The organism is Cystobacter fuscus (assembly GCF_044360685.1).
Taxonomy (GTDB): Bacteria; Myxococcota; Myxococcia; order Myxococcales; family Myxococcaceae; genus Cystobacter; species Cystobacter fuscus_C.
On the sequence record NZ_CP043491.1, the window covers coordinates 10,253,420 to 10,274,244 of the forward strand.

The window sequence follows — 20,825 nt, forward strand, 5'->3', positions numbered from 1 at the left end:
CCATGCTGCGCTTCCGGCTCGGAGACATCCCCGTCGAGATCCGTTTCTCGCACCTGCTCTTCTCCGCGCTCCTCGGCACGCTGATGGCGAGGGATCTGCCGGGAGGAGACCCGGGCGCCTGGCCCTACCGGGAACTCCAGGACGCGAGCGGTCCGGACCACACCCGCACGGCGCTGCTCGTCGCGCTCGCCTGGATGGGCATCGTCTCCCTGACCGTGTTCGTCCACGAGGCGGGTCACGCGCTCATGCTCCGGGCCTTCGGCCACCGGCCCGGCATCCAGCTCGTCTGGCTGGGAGGCCACACCCGCCCCCGGGGCCGCTCGCTCCTGCCGTGGCACCACCACGTGCTGTCCACCGCCGCGGGGCCGCTCGCCGGACTGCTCGTGGGGCTGGGCGCCCTGGGCCTGTGGCACCACGGCGTGCCCCCCGGCGCCGAGGTGGCGCGCTTCCTGCTCGACGGGCTCTTCGCCACCAACATCCTCTGGAGCCTCTTCAACCTGTTGCCCGTGCCCAGCCTCGACGGGGGCGTGCTCCTGAGCGCCGTGGCCACGCGCCTGTTCGGCAAGGCGGGCTTCCTGGGCGCGCAGGGACTCGCGCTCGTGCTGTGCGTGGCCCTGCTCGCCTACGGGGTCGGCCATGCGCCCGTGCTCGGCATCCTCTTCGCGCTCTATGGCCTGCAGGCCCTGCGGCTGCTGCTGGCCGCCGCCCGGGGTGAGCTCCAGGTGTCCTCGGGCGTGGCGCCGCGGCCCCTCGTCGAGGAGCTGAAGCAGGCCCGGGCGGCGCTCGATCACGGACGGCTGGACGAGGCGCGGCAGCGGGGCGCCCGCGTGCTGGAGGCCAGGGAGGCCACCTCGGAACTCGCCGCGCGCGCCCACCACCTGCTCGGCTGGGTGGCCCTCAAGGAAGGCCAGGGGCGCCTGGCGCTCGAGCACTTCTCCCAGGCGAGGCGCCAGCCGGTGGAGACCCATGCCGTGGCGGCGGCCTTCTCCCTGGTGGGCGACGAGCCCCGGGCGCTCGCCCTGTGGGAGATGGCCTGGAACGAGACGGGTGACCGCACGGTGCTGCACGAGTACGCCGGCTCGCTCATCCGCGCCGCCCAGGTGCACAGCGCCCTGCGCCTGCCCGGCGTGGAGGCCGAGACGGCGTTCCTGTGCGCCGGGCGTCCCCTGTTCACGCGCGGGGCTTACTCGGAGGCGGCGGCGATCGCCGAGGCGGGACTCCAGCACGCGCCGGGCGCTCGCCTGGCCTATGACGCGGCGTGCGCCCATGCCCGGGCGCGTCATCCGCTCGACGCGGTGCGCATGCTGCGGCGGGCCACGGAGCTGGGCTTCCAGGACGTGCACTACGCGGCGTCCGACGAGGACCTGGCCCCGCTGCACGGACACCCGGACTTCGAACGCTGGCTCGGGGAGCTGCGGAAATCTCTGCCCGCCTGACACGGCCATGACACGAGGGAGTGTTGATGGGGCTCGAGACTGAGCACCTTCCGGCTCGGTCTGACTCCTGGTCCGAGGGCTCCCTTGACTGCTTCCTCTCCCGCGTCCGTTCAAGACGAGAAGATCAACTGGGTGGCATCCATCCCCTTCATCGGCGTGCACCTGATGTGCCTCTTCGTGTTCGTCACGGGGGCGCGGCCGGTGGACGTGGCGGTGTGCGTGGGGCTGTACGTGCTGCGCATGTGGGGCATCACCGCGGGCTTCCACCGCTACTTCAGCCACCGCGCCTACCAGGCGGGCCGGGGCTTCCAGTTCTTCATCGCGCTGGTGGGCACGCTGGCCATGCAGAAGGGCCCTTTGTGGTGGGCGGCGCACCACCGCCACCACCACCGCTACTCGGACCAGGAGCAGGACATCCACTCGCCCCTGCAGAAGGGCTTCTGGTGGAGCCACACCGGGTGGATCCTCTGCGACAAGTACGGGGACACCCGCTACGAGAGCATCAAGGACTTCGCGCGCTTCCCGGAGCTGGTGTGGCTCAACAAGCTGCACGTGCTGCCCGGGGTGCTGCTCGCCGCGGCGCTCTACCTGCTCGGCGGCTTCTCGATGCTCGTGTGGGGCTTCTTCGTGAGCACCACCCTGCTCTACCACGGCACCTTCACCATCAACTCGCTCAGCCACGTGTTCGGCTCGCGCCGCTACAAGACGACGGACACCAGCCGCAACAACTGGCTGCTCGCGCTCATCACCCTGGGCGAGGGCTGGCACAACAACCACCACTACTACCAGAACACCGCCAACCAGGGCTGGTTCTGGTGGGAGGTGGACCTGAGCTACTACTCCCTCAAGGTGCTCTCCTGGGTGGGGCTGGTGAGCAAGCTGCGCACCCCCTCCGAGCAGGTGAAGAACGTCTACCTCAAGTACACCCCCGAGGAGCGCGCGGCGCTCAACGCCCCTCTCGTCTCCTGGTCCGCCCCCCTGGCCGCCCGCAGGAAGGCGGCCGAGCAGAAGGTCAAGGCCGCCGAGGAGAAGGTGCGCGAGGCCCTGGCCGCCGCGGCCGACAGCCTGCCCTCCGCCCAGGAGCCCCAGGGCCTGCTCAAGCCGTGAGGTGAGCCGTCCACCCACCTTGCCCGGGACAGCCCCGCCGCTGCCGTCCCGGCCCGAGGAGGGCGTTCCTTTCCAATCAAAGCACCTTGAAACCGCCAGGGGGTGGACGTTTATTAGGTACCCCAATGAAGGACGAGCCTCCGCCGGTTTCCCGATTCGCGCTGCGTGCGCAGCTCGAGCGTTTCACGCATGCGTCCCTGCAGGCCTTCAACCGGATCCGCCTGCCAGGCCCCTCGGTGCTGCCGGTGGCCGGAGCGGTGGTGGGCCTGTACAGCGGGCTGGCCGCGGGCATCTTCTCCAACCTGATCGGCGTCATCCGCGGCGCCGCCTTCAACGTCGTCTGGCTGCTGGATGCCATGCGGCAGCCCGGCTCGCGCATGCTGCTGTCCGTCTGGGACATGCTGCTCACGGCGCGCTGGCACCTGGAGTACGTCATCATCGGCGCGCCCCTGGCACTGGGCGCCCTGCTGCTCGCGCGCATCATCGAGCCCGGAGGCCCGCGTGACGAGGTGAAGCGCCGGCTGCGCCTGCTCGCCCTGCTGGTGCTCGGCGCGCTCGCCCTCTACTACCCGCTGGTGGCGCTCACCGCGCTCAACCGCGTCTTCAATCACGGCCACGAAACCACCGAGGTGCTCACCCACCTGCCCTGGTGGGTCTTCCTGCTGATGCCCACGCTGGGTGGGCTCGCGGTGGGCCGCCTGCTGCGCGACTATCCGGACACGCGTGGCCACGGCCTGCCCGAGGTGGTCAAGGCGGTGAAGGGCAACCAGGCGCTGCCCGGCGGGTTCGGGCTGCTCAAGCTGGTGGCCAGTTCGCTCACCATCGGCACGGGAGGCTCGGCCGGGCGCGAGGGCCCCATCGTCTATGGCGGCGCCGCGTTCGCCTCCACCGTGGGCCGCACCCTGGGCTTCTCCCGGCGCGAGCTGGCCATCCTGCTGGCCTGCGGCGCGGGCGCGGGCATCGCCGCGTCCTTCAACGCCCCCATCGCCGGCGCCGTGTTCGCGATGGAAATCATCCTGCGCGAGTTCGAGCTGCGCGTCTTCTCGCCCATCATCCTCGCCAGCGTGGCGGGCACGCTCGTGGGCCGGGGCACCGTGGGCACCGAGTCGATGATCAACCGGCTCGGCTACCAGATGGTGAGCGGCTGGGAGGTCATCTGCTACGTGGGGCTGGGGCTGCTCTGCGGGCTGCTCGCGTATGCCTTCGTGCGGCTGCTGCACCACTCGGAGGACTTCTTCGGCGGCCGGTTCGAGGGACGGCTGTCGGCGTGGCTCGGCCAGCGCACGCTGCCCAAGCGCGCGGCCCTCGGCGGACTGTGCTCGGGCGTGCTCGCCATGCTCAGCCCCACCGTGTGGGGCAGCGGGCATGACTACATCAACCTGGCGGCCATCGGGCAGTTGAGCCTCGTCTTCCTCGTCACCGCGTGTGCCGTGAAGCTCGTGGCCACCGCCATCACCCTGGGCTCGGGCGGCTCGGGCGGCACCTTCTTCCCCTCGGCGCTCATGGGGGCGATGCTCGGGGGCGCCTTCGGCACCGTGGTGCACTACTTCTTTCCCGCCAGCACCGGGCCCAGTGGCGCCTACGCCATCGTGGGCATGGGCGGCGCCATGGCGGCGCTCACCCGCGGGCCGCTCACGGGCATGATGATGCTCTACGAGCTGAGCGGCAACCACGCCATCATCCTGCCGCTCATGGTGACGTGCACCATCTCCTCCGCGCTCTGCCACTACCTCATCGAGCGCCGCGCGCCCAAGCCGCAGACGGACGCGGAGCTCCTGTCCACCACGCCCGTGCGCGCGCTGATGCGCGAATTGGCCCCGGTGCCCGCCGACATGCACCTGCGCCCGCTGATGGACCAGGTGTTCACCACCGAGAACGGCACGCTCCCCGTGCTCGATGGCGAGGGCAAGCTCTACGGCATCGTCCAGGCGGACCAGTTCCAGGACATCTGGCGCGACGAGACGCTCTACCCCGTGCTCGTCGCGAGCGACGTGGCGCGCAAGGTGCCCCTGCTGTCGCCGGACACTGACCTGGCGCAGGCGCTCTTCCTGATGGACCAGGAGGACGTGGACGCCCTGCCCGTCCAGGGGCCTCCCGGCGGCCAGACCTGCGGGCTGCTCACGCGCACCCGCGTGCGGCGCTTCCTCAACTCGCACCACACCGGCCAGAAGAGCGCCCGGCCCGAGCCGGAGCACCTCGTGGCGCCGACGGAAATCCGCAACTGAGGGTCGCTCCGGGGGGCCTCGTCACGCACCGGGCCCGCCCCGGTGACGGCCGCGCCCTGCGCGACGCCCAGGGCTTGCCTGGCTCTCGCGGCGTGACGCAATTCATTGTCATCCACCTCCACCCGTCCGTGGAGGAGCAATCCAATATCATCAATTACCATTCGCGCCTTGGATTGAAGACAGTGGAGCCCCACATCCCCGCACACGCGCCGTCTCAATCCCCAAACAAAATCTCAAAGTCCGGAGCCCTCCTCTGCCAACCCGCTGCTTTTTCATGCTTTACATGAAAAGCACATATCAACCCATACACCACATCTCAGTCCAAACGAAATCTCAAACCCCAGGAAAGCCAATACTCCCGGGCAGAGGGGTTGTAAAATTACAGACATTGGGCTAGGAAATGAATCAAGCAACAGCGCCTGCGCTCCCCTCCCGAGAGGCCAGACCCTGTCGCCCGTCCATACACAGACTCCCCTCCACCCCGGGCCACGTTCATGACCATGCGCTACTTCACGCTCCTCACTGGCCCGGCCAGCCGCCAGTGTTGGCGGCTGGCCGAGCCAGTGGATGCCCAGGGCCACAAGCTCGGAAATCCCTACATCTTCACGGATGGGAAGCCCGTGAGCGTCGAGGGCCGACTCAAGGTTGCCGTGACCACCGCGGGCAAACCACTTGATTTCTCCCTGGCGGGCGCCAGCAACACGCCCATCGTCAGCGAGCGGCTCGCGAAGCTCCTCGCGCAGGGCGCGCCTGACGACGTGCAACTCCTCCCAGTGGATGTCGAGGGCCAGTCCGAGCCCCACTCCATTCTCGTCGCGACCAGGACCGTCCGGTGCATCGACGACCCGAACTGCGTGGAGGTGAAGCATTGGACGCCGAAGGACGGGTACGAGTTGGTGGTCGGACAGTACAAGGCCATCCAGGGCCTGCGGATAGATCCGACGAAAGTGGGGCAGCCCCAGGTCTTCCGTCCCTGGGGATGGACCGTGGCGCTCATCGTGTCCGAGAACATCCAGCAACAGCTGGCGCGCTCCAGGTTCTCGGGCATGGACTTCGAGGAAGTCACGGGCCCCAAAGAAGTGCGGACTGAATAGACCCCTCTCCTGAACACCTCACGCCGGAGACACCGATGAAAGTCACGGGCAACTCGCCTCCTCCCCGGTTTTCCTCCGTGGGAGGAACCAACAGGACAACCCACACTTCCGCGCCCGCCCAGGTTGCACCTCAGGCCAAGGCTGAACACCCGTCCGCCCCCTCCGGCACTCCGGAGAAGAGCGGTTTCGACACGAAGAAGCAGGCGGGCGCTCCTTCCACCCCCAGCAGGGCTCCAACCCCGCAGGAGCATGCCGCGTATACCAGGCGGACCGGGACCGTGGGATACGGTGGAGCCACGCAGCGCAAGGAGTTCGAAAAAGAAGTGCACCTGGGGGCTCCGGCTGCGGGGTATGGGGGGTATTCGTCGGGTAGTCACCACAGCTCACGTGCGACTTCGCCAAGGCGTACACCCCAATTCCCATCCCCGTGGCCGCACAGCCAGGCCGCAACACAGCTTTGCGATCGCATCTTGGATGGCGCCCCGAACGCCCGCCTCTCCCAGATCATTGATCAAGTCTCGCTTCGGGGTGTGGGCGCGGGCGCGTGCAGTGCGATAACTTCGGAGTGGCTCAGGGCGGAAAATGAAGCCTCCGAGCCGAGTGCCGCCTTCAACCGCATACTCAGGAACTGCGGCGACCAACTCATCGGCATCCAGGCAGAAGAGAGGCGGTTGGTGAGCACTGCCAGAAGGTTGCACGAGGATCAGCAGGCGCTTCTCACGCAGCAGAAAACCCTCCACCAGGACATCGCGCATACAACTGAACAGCTCAGGAGAATGGACCAGCAGATGGCACAGAATCCGGGGATGCGGATGATGATGCAAGGGTCCCGAGCGAGCACGGAACGCCGGCTGGCCAACCTGACAGCGGATTTCAACGAGGGCGAGCACAAACTCGATCAACTCGAGGAGGACGTGCAAGAAGCAAAGAATGACGTGGCCTCCTTCCGCGGTGGCGGAATGGAGCGTGTCTATACGTCGGGCGGCATCCGTATCTCTCCTGATCCCCGTGAATTCGCCAAGTCTGTCGAGAGGCAGACCTCCGCAGAAGGGTTCTACCGTCTCGAACTGTCCAACCTCCAAACTGGCGACGGCCATGTCATCGGCATTTCGCATCGGGAGGATGGCTCGTTCAAGCTCATGGACCCGAACACCGGCGAGTTCGTCGCGCGTGACAGCCGCAACCTGCGCAGACTGCTCGAGGGGCACGTCAGTGAATACGGAACCCGTTATACAGGTTTCGTGGTCAATCAATACGAGTAGGCATGGATCACCGCCGGCCTTGTGACGAAGGAACCCCACGAGCAGCCGTGCCCGCGAAAAGAGGCCATGGAGGGCCCCGATCCCCGACCTCCTCTTACTTGGAAATCACAACATTTCGGCTTTCCACGAAATACCTTGATTGATGGTCTTCCGTTGACTACTCTGGACGGCAGCTCCGCTGTTCCTCGAAGGAAGATGCCGCGGTGTTGAGGGTCCGTGCTTTCAAGCACCCGGCTTCTTATTTTCCAAGGAGATGGAATGAACGTCCTCGGTGTCATGAAGAAGCAGGCGTTGGGGTGCGTGATGGGCACCGTCGCTGGGTTGCTCTTGTCCTCCTGCGGCCCGGGTGAGTTGTCGGACGCGAAGAACAGCCCCGAGGCCACGGAGCAGGTCGCCGCCGAACTCGCCACCACGATTTCCTGGAAGGGCTATACGTGGCGGGTCACCAACGGCGGCATGGCCGGCGTTGCTCCCGGCAGCCCCAGCAACGTCTTCGTGGATGCGAATGGCTACCTGCACCTGAAGATCACCAAGTCCGGCAGCTCGTGGACGGCCGCCGAGCTGTTCACGACGACCAATCTCGGCTTTGGCACCTACCGCTGGCAGATCGACGGCCCGGTGGACAAGCTGGACAAGAACGTCGTGGTGGGGCTGTTCCCCTACGGTCCCGCCGCGGGCATCGGCGGGGACGGCACCAACGAGATCGACATCGAGTTCGCTCGCTGGGGCAATTCCGCCTGGCCCAATGGCAACTGGACCATCTATCCCAACTCGGGGACGAAGGTCGGCTCAAGCACCTTCAACTTCACCCTGGGAAGCACCTACACGACCTCGACCTTCGTCTGGAAGAGCAGCAACATCGCGTTCTCGTTCCAGGAGGGCTTCAAGGCGAACGGGGACACCAGCGGCCTCATCAAGAGCTGGACCTACGCGCCGACGAGCCCCACCACGAACATTCCCCAGCGGGCCATGCCGCTGGGCATGAACCTGTGGTGCTTCGGGGCCCCGCCCTCGAATGGCCAGAATGTCGAGATCATCATCCGGGACTTCCAGTTCATCCCCCAGTAATCGGGCGGGCCGTCACGGTGAGCCCGGAGGGCTGGGAACGAGCCTCCGGGGTGAAGGCAACGTGAGCGCGACCCAGGCCACGGCCACGGCACAGAGGGCCGCCGCGAGCGTGAAGTGCCAGGCGTAGCCGAGCGCCTGGGCGCTGAAGCCACTCACGGCCGCGGCGCCTCCGGTGGCCAGGACGACGAGCGAGGCCTGTACCGTGTAGTCGGACGCGGCGTGCTCCGCGCGGCACAGGCCCATCATCCCCGTGAAGAGCGCCGCGGTGGCCATGCCGCTGGTGAGGTGCTCCACGCCACACACCAGCGTGAGCACCACGAGGCCCGCGCCCCCGCGCGCGGCCAGGGCGTAGAGCAGCACCGCACCGGCCTGGAGGGTGCCGAAGACGAGCAGCGCGCGCCGCTGCCCCAACCGGTGCACGAGTGCCCCTCCCACGAGCGCGCCGAGCAGCCCGGTGGTGAAGCCCACGAACCCGAGCATCCAGCCCACCTGCGACAGGCCCAGCCCCGCGTCGACCAGGAAGGTGCGCAGCATTCCCGTCGCCAGGCTCTCCCCCGCCTTGAAGAGCACGAGCAGGGTGAACCATGTGCCGGCACCCGGGCGGCGCACCCAGTACAGCAGGGACTCATGCAGCCAGTGCCCCAGGCTCTCATTGGCACTCCGCGGCGCGCGCGCGGGGGGCTCTCGGAAGAGCGCCACCGGCACCGTGGCCACGAGCAGCAGCACGCCCAGGCTCACCAGGGTGGGACGCCAACCCAGCGCATCGAAGATGAGCAGCATCAACCCGCCGCCGACAATCATCCCCACCCGGTAGCCCGCCACCTGGATGCCATTGCCCCAGCCCAGCTCCTCGGGCTCGAGCAGGTCCACCGCGAGCCCGTCCGTGGCCACGTCCTGCGTGGCCGCCAGCAGGTTGACGAGCAGCATGGCCACCAGGAGCGTGGGCACGCTCGCGCTCCCCTCGGGCAGGGCGAGCCCCAAGAGCAGCGCCGCCGAGCCGAGCTGGAGCGGGAGGATGTAGCCGCGCCGCCGCCCCAGCCGCTCCGAGCCATACCGGTCCATCACCGGAGCCCAGAGGAACTTGAGCGCCCACGGCAGCGCGAGCAGGTTCGCCAGTCCGATGGCCGGCAACGACAGGCCCTGCTTGCGCAAGAGCACCGGGAGCGCCTGGGTGAAGAAGCCAAAGGGCAGCCCCTGCGAGAAGTAGAGACTCGTGAGCAGTCCGAGCTTCATGGAGGACTTCAGCGCGGTCTTCATGGGCCCTGTTTCCTGGTTGGTCGACCAACTTATAGAACCCGGGAGGAACGGCGTCAACAGCGGGCGGCCCTGGGTCAGGTAGGGAAAAGCCCGTAGTGGAGTCGACCGCGTCTATTCTCCCAGCCCTTCCTCCGCTCTCCGCTTGCGTCGCTCGTGGAGCCGCTCAACACGAGAGAAAGGGAACAGGGCGCGGTGATTGATGTTCCGGTAATACACCGCGAGGTAGTGCTCGCCGCCAATCTGTATAACGGTCTGGGCCGGGGGCTCGGCCTGACCGTTGAACCAGATGTCCGCCTCCTCACGCGTGTTGAACGTCACCCCCGCTGGAGGCAGGCCGTCCCTCATCATCTCCTCGAGGTGGTATTCAAGATCGGGAGCTGGAACGAGCGAGCAACGCGTTCCATCACGAGAAGAGAGGACGACGTGGTATTCGTCCGCGATCAGCACCAGGGCCAGATCGGGTGGCTTGGATTGGGTCCTGAGCCAGGCGTCCGCTTCGTCACGCGTGTTGAAGGCGGCGATGACCCGGTGGGGGGCGTTGGCATCGACATCCTTGAGGTAGCTCTCGAACTCATACGACTGACCATTCCTCCAGACGAACCAGAGCGCTTCGCTGGCGAGGAGAAGCCACTTCTTCTCCTCCGGTGACTGCGCGTTTTCACGGTTCTTGCCGAGGAGTTCCTGCGCTTCGAGGATCTGGTCGAAAATTGTCACGGCGCCACCGCCGCGTCGGACAAGAGCACCCCCAGGACGACCACCGTCCCCAGGCTCAGGTTGTAGCGCGAACGTTTCATGCGAAAGACACTAGCGACACGAGACGGCAACGCAAAAGCGGAAAGCAGGCTGGACTCTCCACTAACGTGCCCCGGGACACTTGGAGCCCCCGCGTGCACCGGGCTCCCTACCCATGAGATGGACCGTGCGAGACGCCGCGCCCCTCTGTGACAATGCCCCCTCGCGCAGGCGGGCCCTGGCCGAAGCGGCGCTCGTGCTCGCCACCGTGTTCCTCCCGGCCAACCTCGCCGATTTCGGACGCGGAGCCCTCATCGCCGCCACCTCGCTGCTGGCCCTCTGGGGGCTCGCCCTGCTGCATCCCTGGACGCAGTGGCGCGCGGGGCAACGGGGACGGGCCGTGGGCACGCTGCTCCTGTGGCCCCTGGCGCTCGGCGCCTCGCTCGGGAGCGCCTGGTTCATGGAGCGGCCCACACCGCCTCCCCGCCTCGGGGTGAGCCACACCCGGCCCGCCTCCGGCGCGGGCCTCGAGCTCACCCACGTGAAGCCGGGACTGCCAGCCGACGGACGGCTGCAAGTGGGCGATCGCATCCTCGCCGTGGACGGCACGCCCCTGTCCACGAGCGAGCCCGAGCTGGACTTCCAGACACGCGTGAGCGAGGCCGGGGGCGGCCAGCCGACCACCCTCCGCTTCACCCTGGAGCGCGCGGGCCAGGCGCACGAGGTGAGCGTCCCCGTGGGCCCCGCCTCACCCAAACCCCGGCCCTTCCAGGGCGAGGCGATGACCTGGCTGTGCGTGCGGGCGCTCGGGATGAGCCTGCTCGTGGCCCTGCTGCTGTGGCGCAACGGCCAGGGGCCCGCCCAGGTGGGGCTCGTGCGCGCGGGGCTGGGGCGCGAGCTGCTCTGGGGCCTGCCCGTGCTCGCCGGCACGTATGCCGTCCACATCGCCGCGTCCCTGCCCCTGGCCTTCCTGGGCGCGCTCCTGCACCTGTCCGGCAAGGAGATGGCCGCGCGCAAGGAGGTGGCCACCTCGCTCGTGGAGACGGGGCTGGGCGTGCCCGCCTTCGCCCTGATGATGGTGCTCGTCACCGGCTTCGAGGAGCTCACCTTCCGGGGCTTCCTCGTGCCGAGGCTCCGGGTGGTGCTCGGCCACTGGTACGCGGCGGTAGGCGTGGCCGCCGTGCTCTTCGGACTGGGGCACGTCTACGAGGGCACCCTCGCCGTCTTCCAGACGGCCGTGCTCGGGGCCTGGTTCGGCCTCGTCTTCGTCCACCGCGCGCGCCTGCCTTCCGTGATGTTGGCGCACGCGGCCTTCAACACCCTCAACTTCACCCTCATGCTGTGGCTCCAGCGCTCGGGCCTCCTCGAAAAGCTCACCCAGCTCGCCCCCAGGTAGCCAGCTGACGCGGCGTCAGGACGCGGACGTCTGAGGCGCGGAGGCAGGAGCACTCGCGCGCCAGGCGCGGGCGAACCCTCCCGACAGCACGAAGCGGGGGAACGTCACCCACTGCTCGGCGACAATGCGCGAGAGGACGTCCCAGGGGCCGCGGAAGGGCACGGGCGCGACGCGCTCCATCCGGTGGGCGCGCCCCTGCACCGCCATCGCGCCCACCATGGCCACGGCACCGGCAATCCCCCACGCGAGCGAGGTGAAGGGCGCGGCCACCAGGCCCAGCGTGCCGAGCTGGAACACGGGCACCGACACCGCGTGCAGCAGCAGGTTGCGGCGCGCGGCGTGGTTGTCCGGGTAGAGCTTCCACTGCCAGGGGAGGAGTTTCTCGGAGCGTTCCATCATGGGGCAAACCTACGAGCGCCGGGCCCCGCCGTCTTGAACGAGCTGGCTACGGCGAGCGCCTCGCAACGCCGACGGCGGCATGCCCAGCATGCGCCGGAAGGTGCGCGACATGTGGGCGGAGTCGGCGAACCCGGCCGCGTGGGCGGCCTCGCCCAGGGGCATGCCCGAGACGATGGCGGTGGCGGCCCGCTGGAGCCGCAGCCAGGCGAGGTAGGGCCGCAGGGGCAGCCCGATGGACTCGGTGAAAGCGTGCATCAGCCGTCCGGGGGACAGCCCCACCTGGGCCGCGAGCGTGGCGAGCGAGCCGTCCTCCCCCGGGGGCAACTCGTGCAGCAGCCGGAGCACGCGCCGCACGCGGGGGTGGATGGACCGGGGCGGAGGAATGACTCCGGCCCCCAGCACCTCGACCACCCGCCGGGTCCACGCCGCGCCCTCGGGGCCCATGAGACGCGCGGGCTCGGCGTCCTGGGCGAGGAGGTCGCGCTCGGCGGTGGAGAGCGCCCGGAAGGGGCCGGTCAGGGTGGCGGCGAGCGCGGCACCGGCCTCGCTCTCCGGGTCGAGGAAGACGAGCAGTATTTCCCGGCCCTCGGCGTCCAGGGAGTGAGGCATATCGGGCGCCGTCAGCACTCCGGCCAGGCTCGTCCAGGGCGCATCCGCGGCCCGCATCCGCACGGGCCCATCCAGCCCCAACACGAGGTGCATGGCGTGGTGGGAATGGCCGGTGCTGCTCGTGCCGGGGCCTCGCGAGGCCAGCAGGGGCGGCCAGAGCGGCGGAGGTCCCCCGAACGGGAGATGGGGCTCTTCGGAGAGGTGCACGCGACGATGCTACCCCCAACCGCCTCAGGCCATCACCCACCAGCCGCCGAGGCACAGGGAGCCCACCGACGCCACCGCCGGCACGTTGCGCAGGAGCACCTCGGGCCTGGGCAGGGCGCGCGAGCCGGCCGCCAGCGCCGCCGTCAGCGCCGCCATGGCCAGCGTGCTCCCCAGGGCGAAGCCGCCCAGGAAGAGCGCCTTCCAGACGGTCGAGTTGGACAGCGCCGCGGGCAGCAGGAGGAGCACCGCCGCGGCGCCCGACACGCCATGCAGCAGGCCGATCGACAGCACCTCCCAGGAAGAGACCTTGCCCTTGCTCGCCGGGGTGGCCTCCTTGGGGGGAGTACGCAGGGCACGCCAGCGGCGCAGGCCCACCACGCCCATGACGAACAAGGCCCCTCCCGCCAGGCGCTCACCCCAGGAGCTCACCACCTCGAGCTCGAGCATCGAGGCCACGGCCAGCACGGCCGCCGCGCACACGAGCGTGCCCAACGCGTGACCCAGGCCCCACAACAACCCCACACGCCAGGCCTTCCGGCGCATCCCCAACGACAGAGGCGCCAGACTCAACAAATGATCCGGTCCGGAGACCGCGTGGAGCGCACCCGAACCCAGTCCGACGAGAGCTGCGACCATGACATTCCTTCCCATCCGCGACGGAGCGGCTCCCGCCGCCCGGTCACGAGGAGAAAGATGCGTCCCAGGCGTTGATAGTGCCAAGACAAGTTCCGCATCGCACTGAAAGCATCCGCCTATCAGCGCCGGGAATACAGGCACGGGAGCCTCGAGGGTGCCCGCGCCCTTCCGGGCCCGGGCCTCCGGCTCACGGAGTCATATAACGGCCGAGGAAGACCACGTTCTTGGTGGACACATGCTCGATGAGGAAGAGGAACGGCCGGTCCACGAGGAAGGGCACGGGCATGGTGGGAGGTCCCGCCACCACCGCCGTAGCCGCGGCCGCCTCCGTTCCCTTCTCGTTCACGGACACGAAGGCCTTGTGCTCGATCGACGAGATGACGAGGGACTCGGCACTCGACACGCCCGACAGGTCGGCGTGCTCGTCGAACAAGTCCCGGATGCCGAGTTCCCGCAGCTTCGGAATCAGCGACGCCGACGTCTCCACCTCGAAGCGCGGCAGGTGCACGTCCTCCTGACGACTCGTCAGTGCCCCGCGGATGCCATCCAGGAAGTCCGCGGACAGCCGCGATTCGATCTCCTCGAACCGGCCCGAGTCCGGAAGGACGATGAGCATGCGGAAGCCGCCCCCCACGTATTCGAGCGCGAGGGCCTCGAAGCCCTCGCCCTTCATGTGCCGGGCTCCACCCCCCCGCATCATCGGCACCTGCCGGGTCGTGCCCTCGAGCGTATGGAACGGCGCGTCCTGGGTGCCCTTCTCCCAGAAGGGAGACTGCCACGCGGCCTTGAAGTGCAACGCGTTGACGAGGATGAGCCGCGTCAGGGGTGTCACCGCGGTGGGAGGCAGCAGATCCTTGATGCGCTCCTGCGTCTGCGCCCAGACCCAGGTGTTGATGTCCTCGCGGATGCCGGACGGGTTGGTGGAGAAGTCCGCCACGTGCATGCCCGTGCCGTAGTGCAGGGCGAGCACGTCGAGGAACCCGGGCTGGAAGGCGAAGCCCTTCTGGCCCCAGGTGGCGTTCACCCCGTGGAACTGGGGCGGCGTCGCCTGCCCCGTGCTTGCCGAGGGGGCGAGCAGCGCCTGGTTCAGCGCATTCATCGCCGGATGGAGCCGGTCCTGGGGCAGGGAGAAACGAAGTCCCTGGCCCATCTGGCTCGCGGTCTCCCCGCGCGCGCCCGCGTACACCATGGCCAGCGCCTGCGAGACGCTGTACGGCGAGAAGAAGAGATTCTTCCCGGGCTCGCGCAGCTCCCGGTACAGCTCGGCCCCGAAGTCGGTGTTCCCCGCGGCAACGGCCTCGAGGTCCGAGGCGGGGACCTCGGGGTTCGCCACGCGCTCCTTGCCCGCGGAGATGAACTCACCGGGGGCGCTCTCGTCTCCCGAGGGGCCCGGCCCATTGCCGGGCGGCGCCCCGGAGGAACAGGCACAGGCCGCGAACAACCACCCGGTGGTGAGACGGCCCATCAATCCCTGACGCAGTGCAACCATATGATTCTCCCTTGGACAGAGTGTTCACACGGTCCGATAGCAAAAGACATGCGCGCGCGGCCCACCAGGGACTTCAATGACTTACAGGGCCTCCTCCTAGGTCCCCCTCGGATTTCCGAGGTGGATTTCATGCCTTGACGCATCCCTTCAAAACAGAATAATAACGTTATTGTAGCTTAAACATTAAAACCCGACAGGCAGGTTTCCATGAATCCCCGCCGAACCACCTTCCGCCCGTTCCTCGCCACCGCGCTGACACTGGCATCGGCCCTCGTCTCGGCCTGTATCCAGGAGCCCGAACCCTTCACGGGCGAGGAGTCTCCCGCGGAGTCCGCGAGCCAGACGGAGGCGCTCACCGAGTTCATCGTCAACGGAAACTTCAACGCGGGGAGCACCTCGCCCTGGTGGAATGGCGCCAATACGCAGTCGCGCGTCGAGAACGCCCAGTGGCGGATCGATGTCACCACCGGCACCGCCAACCCCTGGGACGCGATCGTCGGCCAGAATGGCATCTCCCTGACGAGCGGACAGAGCTACACCCTGTCCTTCACCGCGTCGGCCTCGGCGGCCGGGGCGCTGGTCACCACGGTGCAGACGGAGGCCGCCCCGTACACCGCGACGCTGAACCAGCGGATCACGGTCGACACCACGCCGCGCCGCTATTCCTTCCCCTTCACCTCGTCCCTGAGCACGGGCCAGGGTCAGGTGACCTTCCAGCTCGGCGGCGCGGCGGCCCGCACCATCCGGCTCGATGACATCTCGCTCACGACGGGGACGGGCGGGGGCACGGACGGAGGCACGGATGGCGGTACCGGCGGAGGCACGGACGGGGGCACCGGCGGGGGCGGGCCCCTCGCGATGACAAACGGCTTCTACGTGGATCCGAACTCCAACCCCGCCGCCTGGGCGAGGGCCAACAGTGGCGACTCGCGAGCCGCCAGCATCCAGTCGGCCATCGCGAGCAAGCCGATGGCGCGCTGGTTCGGCAACTGGAACAGCGACATCACCTCGGAGGCGTCGAGCTACGTCGGCGCGGCGGCGGCCGCCGGCAAGCTGCCCGTGCTCGTGGCCTACAACATCCCCGGCCGCGACTGCGGCAGCCACTCGGGAGGTGGCGCGGGCAGCCCCGAGGCCTATCGGACGTGGATCTCCGGCCTCGCCGCGGGCATCGGCAACCGCCCCGCCATCGTCCTCATCGAGCCGGATGCCGTCGCCCAGCTCGACTGCCTGCCCGACGACAACGCCCGGCAGACCCGCCTGGGCCTGCTGCGCTACGCCACCGAGCAGTTGCGTGACCGTGCCCCCAACACGTGGGCCTATCTCGACGGTGGCAACGCGCGGTGGATCGCCGCCGACACCATGGCCCAGCGGCTCCAGTCCGCGGGCGTGAGCAACATCCGGGGCTTCGTGATCAACATCTCCAACTTCTACACCACCGCCGAGTCCATCTCGTATGGCAACGCCGTCAGCGCCGCGCTGTCCAGCCGCTATGGCTACAGCAAGCCCTTCGTGGTGGACACCAGCCGCAATGGCAACGGCTCCAATGGCGAGTGGTGCAATCCCGCCGGGCGCAAGCTCGGCACCCCGTCCCAGGTGGGCGGCGGCGCCGAGCTGCTCGTGTGGGCGAAGATCCCCGGGGACTCCGACGGCACGTGTGGCATCGCCCCGAACACGCCCGCGGGCCAGTTCAGCCCCGACCTCGCCATCCGCCTCATCAACGGCACGTAGTCCCTTCGGGCGCGTCCACGCGCGGGGGTGCGGCTCAGAAGGGAGCCCGCCGCTCGAAGTGGACGCGCCCGCCCGTCTCCGGGTGCGTGAACTCGAGCGCCTCCGCGTGCAGCATCAGGCGCGCGTCCTCGTGCCCGTAGAGGCGGTCTCCGACGATGGGCGCGCCCAGGCCGAGCGGGTGCGCCGCGTGGACACGCAACTGGTGGGTCCGCCCGGTGAGCGGGAAGAAGGCCACGCGGGTGCGCGCCCCGGACCGCTCGAGCACCCGCCAGCGGGTGACGGCGGCCTTGCCATGCACGGGATCGTGGATCTGCCGGGGCCGGTCGTTCAGGTCCACGCGCAGGGGCAGCTCGATGGTGCCCTCCTCGCCCTGGACCAGGCCCTGCACCCACGCCACGTAGCGCTTGTGGACGTCCCGGTGGAGGAACTGCCGCTGCATGGCCGCGTGCGTGCGCGGATCGAGCGCCGCGACGATCAGCCCCGAGGTGTCCAGGTCGAGCCGGTGCACCAGCAGCGGCCCCGTGGCCCGGGGATACCGGGCACGCAGCCGGACCAGCACCGAGTCCGTCACCGCCTCGTCCTTGCCCGGCACGGACAGCAGGCCCGAGGGCTTGTCGATCACCACGAGCCAGGCGTCCTCGAAGACGACGGACAGCTCCCCGGCCACGCGGGCGGGGGGAGCGAAGCGCCGGGGAGGGGCGACCTCGAGCCCCTCCAGCATGAAGGGCAACAGGGGACCGCACTTGTCCCGGCAGGCGGAGTAGAAGGCCCCCGCGACGCGGCCCCCCGAGGACGGCGGCGCGCCCCACCAGAACTCGGCGAGCGCCAGGGGCGTCAGGCCGCGCGCGAAGGCATGGGCGAGCAGCTTGGGAGCGGCGCAATCGGCGGCGCCCGAGGGAGGCTCGCCCGGAGCGTAGAGCGCCCGGAGGGGGCGGCGCGCGCCCCGTGCGTTGACCACCCCATAGGTGTCGTGCAGGCGCCGCATGAGCGCGCGGCAGAACATGTGCCGCAGACGTTCGAGCGCCCGCCCCCGGCGTTCGAGCCGGGCGAGCCTCGGAGCGAGCTCCCGGCGCTCGGCGTCCTGGGCCGCGTCCTCGCGGCGCCGCTCCGCCTTGTCGCCCCGGCTCTCCTGATCGAGCCGGTGGAGGGCCTCGCGCCGCGCGTCACCGGAGAGCGCCCCCGGGGCCTCGAGTTCGGCCCGCCGGACATGGCGCAGGCGCCGCCGCTCCTCGTGCGCGAGGCGAAGCTCCTCCCTGCGCCGGGCATGGCGCGCTTCCTGGCGCGCGTGGGCGTCGCGGAGCGCGGTGAGCTCGGACGAGGACTGGAAGGCCTCGGCGCGGGCGATCAGCCGCTTCACCTGGGCCTCGCCCGGGGACTCGATGAGGGCACGGGCCTCGGCCGCGAAGAGCGGCGGGACGTAACCCGGCAGGTTCCACCGGCCCCCGAGCATGCCGGAGAAGGCGCGCAGGAAGCCGATACGGCCTCCGGGCTCGCGCACCACGAGCACCCCGAACATCTTGCCGCCCTCGGCGCCCTCGAGCGGGCCGGTGGGGACGCCCGGGGCCACGAAGCCCGAGCGAAGCTCCACCCGCATCACCTCCGCGGCCCGTTGAGCCAGGGCGTGCGGGCCCTGCTCGTCGAAAGGACTCGGGAAGGCCGCGGGAAGCTCGTCCGGGGCCGGCTGCGGCTCGAAGGGGGTGAACCACGTCTCCACGGTGTCGCGCTATCACGAAACCCAGCCCATCCGGGAGGCGGCGGAGCAACCAGTCGGGTCTGGGGTCGGGTGGCCCCCAAGAAGGGGTGGATCCGATAGACTCGGGCCCTCATTCCGGCGGTGAAGGCGCATGACCCCAACCAAGTACAAGGTCAAACCGGGCGACACGTTGTCCGAGATCGCCCGACATCACCATGTCACCGTAGACGACATCGCTCACATCAACGGCATCAAGGATGTCGACCGCATCCGGGTTGGCCAGTCCCTGCGGATTCCGGTGAAGAGCGACCCAACGGCCCCGTCCGCGCCCATGGCCCCGCCCCCAGCCCGCACTCTCCCGCCCCTGCCCTCTTCCGTGCGGCCCCGGACCCATCGTGTCCGCCCGGCGGAGACCCTGCCGCAGATCGCGCAGCGCTACGGGCTCTCGGTCTCGGAGCTGGCGAAGGCCAATGGCCTCGTGGATCCCCGCCTGCTCTGGATCGGCCAGGAGCTGAACATCCCTCCTGAACACCCATCGTCGCGGTCCGCTCAGCCACCTGCGCAGTCGAACAACGAGGCCTCGCACACTGGCAACCCGGCCCCTCCGCACAAACAATCCCCCCCGACCGCATCCCCTCCCTCGTCCCAGTCCATCAAGGAGGTAGCCTTCGCGGTGACCAGCGCCTTCGAGGGAGGTAAGGCATCCACCTACCAGAACATTGATGACGGCGGAATCGTCAGCTACGGAAAGCACCAGGCCACCCTGGCCTCGGGCACGCTCGAAGCCATCATCACCCAGTATGTTGAGCGGTCCCGTACTCCGGCGGCGAAAGGTCTGGCCAGATACAAGGACAAGATCAGCAGGAAGGATCCCGTGCTGGGCAAGGACGAGGCCTTCAAGAAGCTGCTCCTGGAGGCGGCGGCCGACCCCCTGATGAGCACCATTCAGGATGAGGTGTTCGGCAAGATGTACTGGTCCGCGGCCGAGAAATTCGCGAAGGAGGACAAGCTCAAGACCCCTCTTGCGCTGATCCTCTACTACGACACCCACATCCATGGCGGTCTGGCGGATGTCCGAGCGAGTACCGCGAAGGAATTGAGAGGCAAGAACTATACGGAGGGAGAATTCCTCGCGGAATTTAACCGCCAGCGGGATCTTCGCCTGGCGGGGCTCGTGGCGTCCGCGCTAAAGAAGGACCAGAAAGAAAAAGCCAATGCGCGCCAGAACTCGCGCAAACGAGTGGCAAAGCTGCAGGAACTGGTGGACGCGAAGAACTTCCAACTCCGAGGTGATCGGAATGGAATCCTCTTCATCCACGATGGGCGCAAGGTCTACGGCCTGGACGCCGTCCCGGCCTCCACCGGGAAACAACTGGCCCTCGCGGGGTCAGTCGGAAAGGGCGGTCACAACGCGGCCGCCGACGTCTGGCTGGTGCAGCACCTGATCAACGCGAACAGACCCCTGTTGTACGCGCAACTGCCGGCCAACGGCCGCGTGGATTCGCAGTTGCTCGACGCCATCATCCAGTTCCAGGGCTCCATAGGCATGAAGAATCCTGACGGCCGCGTCGATCCAGACGGCGCCACGCTCAAGGCTCTCTGCGCCAACGCCCGGAACATACCGGGCCAGCGAATGCCTTGGGAACTGCCCTTGCCTTCGGGGACTGGAACAAGCAACCCAGCCCCCAGCCCAGCCCCATCGACCACGGGGAATGCCACTGCCCTCGCGAAACTCGCGAATGCGACCAACAACCAAAGCAAGAAACAGAAGAATGAGAAGAATAAGAAGAAGAAAACGAGGCGTGAGTCGCACAACCAGGGATATTGCGCCACGGACGTCAGCGAAATGCTGCATGAAGCCGGCTACTCCTTCAACAATGCTCGGCCACGTGTCATACATGGGCTCATCAACGACCAGGCATATGACTACAGCACGGGCACCTGGGTTTCGGGCTCCACCCGCGGCTACTACGTGAAGAACAGAAGCAATTGCCTTGACAAGCAGGGCAGGGTTCTTCCCGGAAGACAGTCATTCGCCTTCGCCTACGAAAGCGCCAAATTCTTCGCCCACACCCTGCGGATGCTCGGATTCGCCGATGGCACGAAGCTCCTGCCAGGCAATGGCTGGGGAGGAACGGCCCCAGCGGAAAGCGTGAAGGCTCTTCGGACCCTGCCGGAGGGTGCCGTGATTGTCTTTGGCCCTGCCCTCAACCGCAGTGTCCAACTGACCGGAGGCAACTACGCCGTCGGCGGACGAGGGCACGCGGGCCACGTGGGCATCCTGGTCTACGAGGGACAAAAGGCGCTCGTGGTCGCGGATGGCATGCGGCTCTCGGACGGAACACTCTGTACGGTGGAGATGTGTCTCTCGATGTATGAGTGGGCCATCGGCTTCGTCCCGACCACCGCCCCCAGAGCATTGACCTCGAAAGATCTGCCCAAGAGTTCTCTTCTCGGGCCGGCGTAGCCCCAGATGGCCACAACCCG

16 protein-coding genes are annotated in these 20,825 nt (G+C 68.4%); 9 read left to right on the forward strand and 7 right to left on the reverse strand.

Features of this window, described 5'->3' with window-relative positions; all coding sequences use genetic code 11:
- Positions 1-2: 2 nt before the first annotated feature.
- From F0U63_RS42085 to F0U63_RS42110, 6 genes are all read left to right on the forward strand, one after another.
- Positions 3-1,436, forward strand: coding sequence for a TPR end-of-group domain-containing protein (locus tag F0U63_RS42085; protein WP_395839602.1), 1,434 nt, complete (start codon positions 3-5; stop codon positions 1,434-1,436).
- An 84-nt stretch (positions 1,437-1,520) separates the two neighbouring features.
- Positions 1,521-2,543 (forward strand): acyl-CoA desaturase, encoded by a 1,023-nt coding sequence (locus F0U63_RS42090; protein WP_395839604.1) that lies wholly within the window; start codon positions 1,521-1,523, stop codon positions 2,541-2,543.
- 125 nt (positions 2,544-2,668) lie between these two features.
- Positions 2,669-4,768, forward strand: coding sequence for a chloride channel protein (locus F0U63_RS42095; RefSeq protein ID WP_395839607.1), 2,100 nt, complete (start codon positions 2,669-2,671; stop codon positions 4,766-4,768).
- A 494-nt stretch (positions 4,769-5,262) separates the two neighbouring features.
- Positions 5,263-5,862, forward strand: coding sequence for an imm11 family protein (locus F0U63_RS42100; RefSeq protein ID WP_395839609.1), 600 nt, complete (start codon positions 5,263-5,265; stop codon positions 5,860-5,862).
- Positions 5,863-6,332: 470 nt separating this feature from the next.
- Entirely contained in the window at positions 6,333-7,124 is a 792-nt protein-coding gene (locus tag F0U63_RS42105; protein WP_395839612.1) for a hypothetical protein, read from the forward strand.
- A gap of 258 nt (positions 7,125-7,382) precedes the next feature.
- The gene (locus F0U63_RS42110; RefSeq protein ID WP_395839615.1) at positions 7,383-8,192 is read left to right on the forward strand and encodes a glycoside hydrolase family 16 protein; all 810 of its coding nucleotides are present in this window, start codon (positions 7,383-7,385) and stop codon (positions 8,190-8,192) included.
- Positions 8,193-8,204: 12 nt separating this feature from the next.
- On the opposite strand, the gene F0U63_RS42115 is transcribed toward F0U63_RS42110, so the two are convergent.
- Together F0U63_RS42115 and F0U63_RS42120 are read right to left on the reverse strand one after the other, a co-directional pair.
- A complete protein-coding gene (locus tag F0U63_RS42115; protein WP_395839618.1) occupies positions 8,205-9,449 on the reverse strand; it encodes an MFS transporter in 1,245 nt (414 codons plus the stop codon).
- A gap of 111 nt (positions 9,450-9,560) precedes the next feature.
- On the reverse strand, positions 9,561-10,163 hold the full coding sequence (locus tag F0U63_RS42120) for a head protein (protein WP_395839620.1): 603 nt from the start codon (positions 10,161-10,163) through the stop codon (positions 9,561-9,563).
- A 205-nt stretch (positions 10,164-10,368) separates the two neighbouring features.
- Here F0U63_RS42120 and F0U63_RS42125 point away from each other — a divergent pair, with 205 nt between their 5' ends.
- On the forward strand, positions 10,369-11,577 hold the full coding sequence (locus tag F0U63_RS42125; RefSeq protein WP_395839622.1) for a type II CAAX prenyl endopeptidase Rce1 family protein: 1,209 nt from the start codon (positions 10,369-10,371) through the stop codon (positions 11,575-11,577).
- A gap of 15 nt (positions 11,578-11,592) precedes the next feature.
- Here the strand turns inward: F0U63_RS42125 and F0U63_RS42130 are convergent, their stop codons facing one another.
- The 4 genes from F0U63_RS42130 to F0U63_RS42145 all read right to left on the reverse strand — a co-directional run bounded on the left by F0U63_RS42130 (position 11,593) and on the right by F0U63_RS42145 (position 14,917).
- Positions 11,593-11,976, reverse strand: a complete 384-nt coding sequence (locus F0U63_RS42130; protein ID WP_395839624.1) for a terminase — start codon at positions 11,974-11,976, stop codon at positions 11,593-11,595.
- A gap of 9 nt (positions 11,977-11,985) precedes the next feature.
- The gene (locus F0U63_RS42135; RefSeq protein WP_395839626.1) at positions 11,986-12,792 is read right to left on the reverse strand and encodes a helix-turn-helix domain-containing protein; all 807 of its coding nucleotides are present in this window, start codon (positions 12,790-12,792) and stop codon (positions 11,986-11,988) included.
- A 24-nt stretch (positions 12,793-12,816) separates the two neighbouring features.
- Positions 12,817-13,428, reverse strand: coding sequence for a hypothetical protein (locus tag F0U63_RS42140; RefSeq protein WP_395839628.1), 612 nt, complete (start codon positions 13,426-13,428; stop codon positions 12,817-12,819).
- 187 nt (positions 13,429-13,615) lie between these two features.
- On the reverse strand, positions 13,616-14,917 hold the full coding sequence (locus F0U63_RS42145; RefSeq protein ID WP_395839631.1) for a serpin family protein: 1,302 nt from the start codon (positions 14,915-14,917) through the stop codon (positions 13,616-13,618).
- A gap of 207 nt (positions 14,918-15,124) precedes the next feature.
- Between F0U63_RS42145 and F0U63_RS42150 the strand changes: the two genes are divergently transcribed.
- Positions 15,125-16,645, forward strand: a complete 1,521-nt coding sequence (locus F0U63_RS42150; protein ID WP_395839633.1) for a glycoside hydrolase family 6 protein — start codon at positions 15,125-15,127, stop codon at positions 16,643-16,645.
- A 34-nt stretch (positions 16,646-16,679) separates the two neighbouring features.
- Here F0U63_RS42150 and F0U63_RS42155 read toward each other — a convergent pair whose 3' ends face one another.
- Entirely contained in the window at positions 16,680-18,359 is a 1,680-nt protein-coding gene (locus F0U63_RS42155) for a pseudouridine synthase (protein ID WP_395839635.1), read from the reverse strand.
- Positions 18,360-18,489: 130 nt separating this feature from the next.
- Here F0U63_RS42155 and F0U63_RS42160 point away from each other — a divergent pair, with 130 nt between their 5' ends.
- Positions 18,490-20,805 (forward strand): LysM peptidoglycan-binding domain-containing protein, encoded by a 2,316-nt coding sequence (locus tag F0U63_RS42160; protein ID WP_395839637.1) that lies wholly within the window; start codon positions 18,490-18,492, stop codon positions 20,803-20,805.
- The last annotated feature ends 20 nt before the right edge of the window (positions 20,806-20,825 follow it).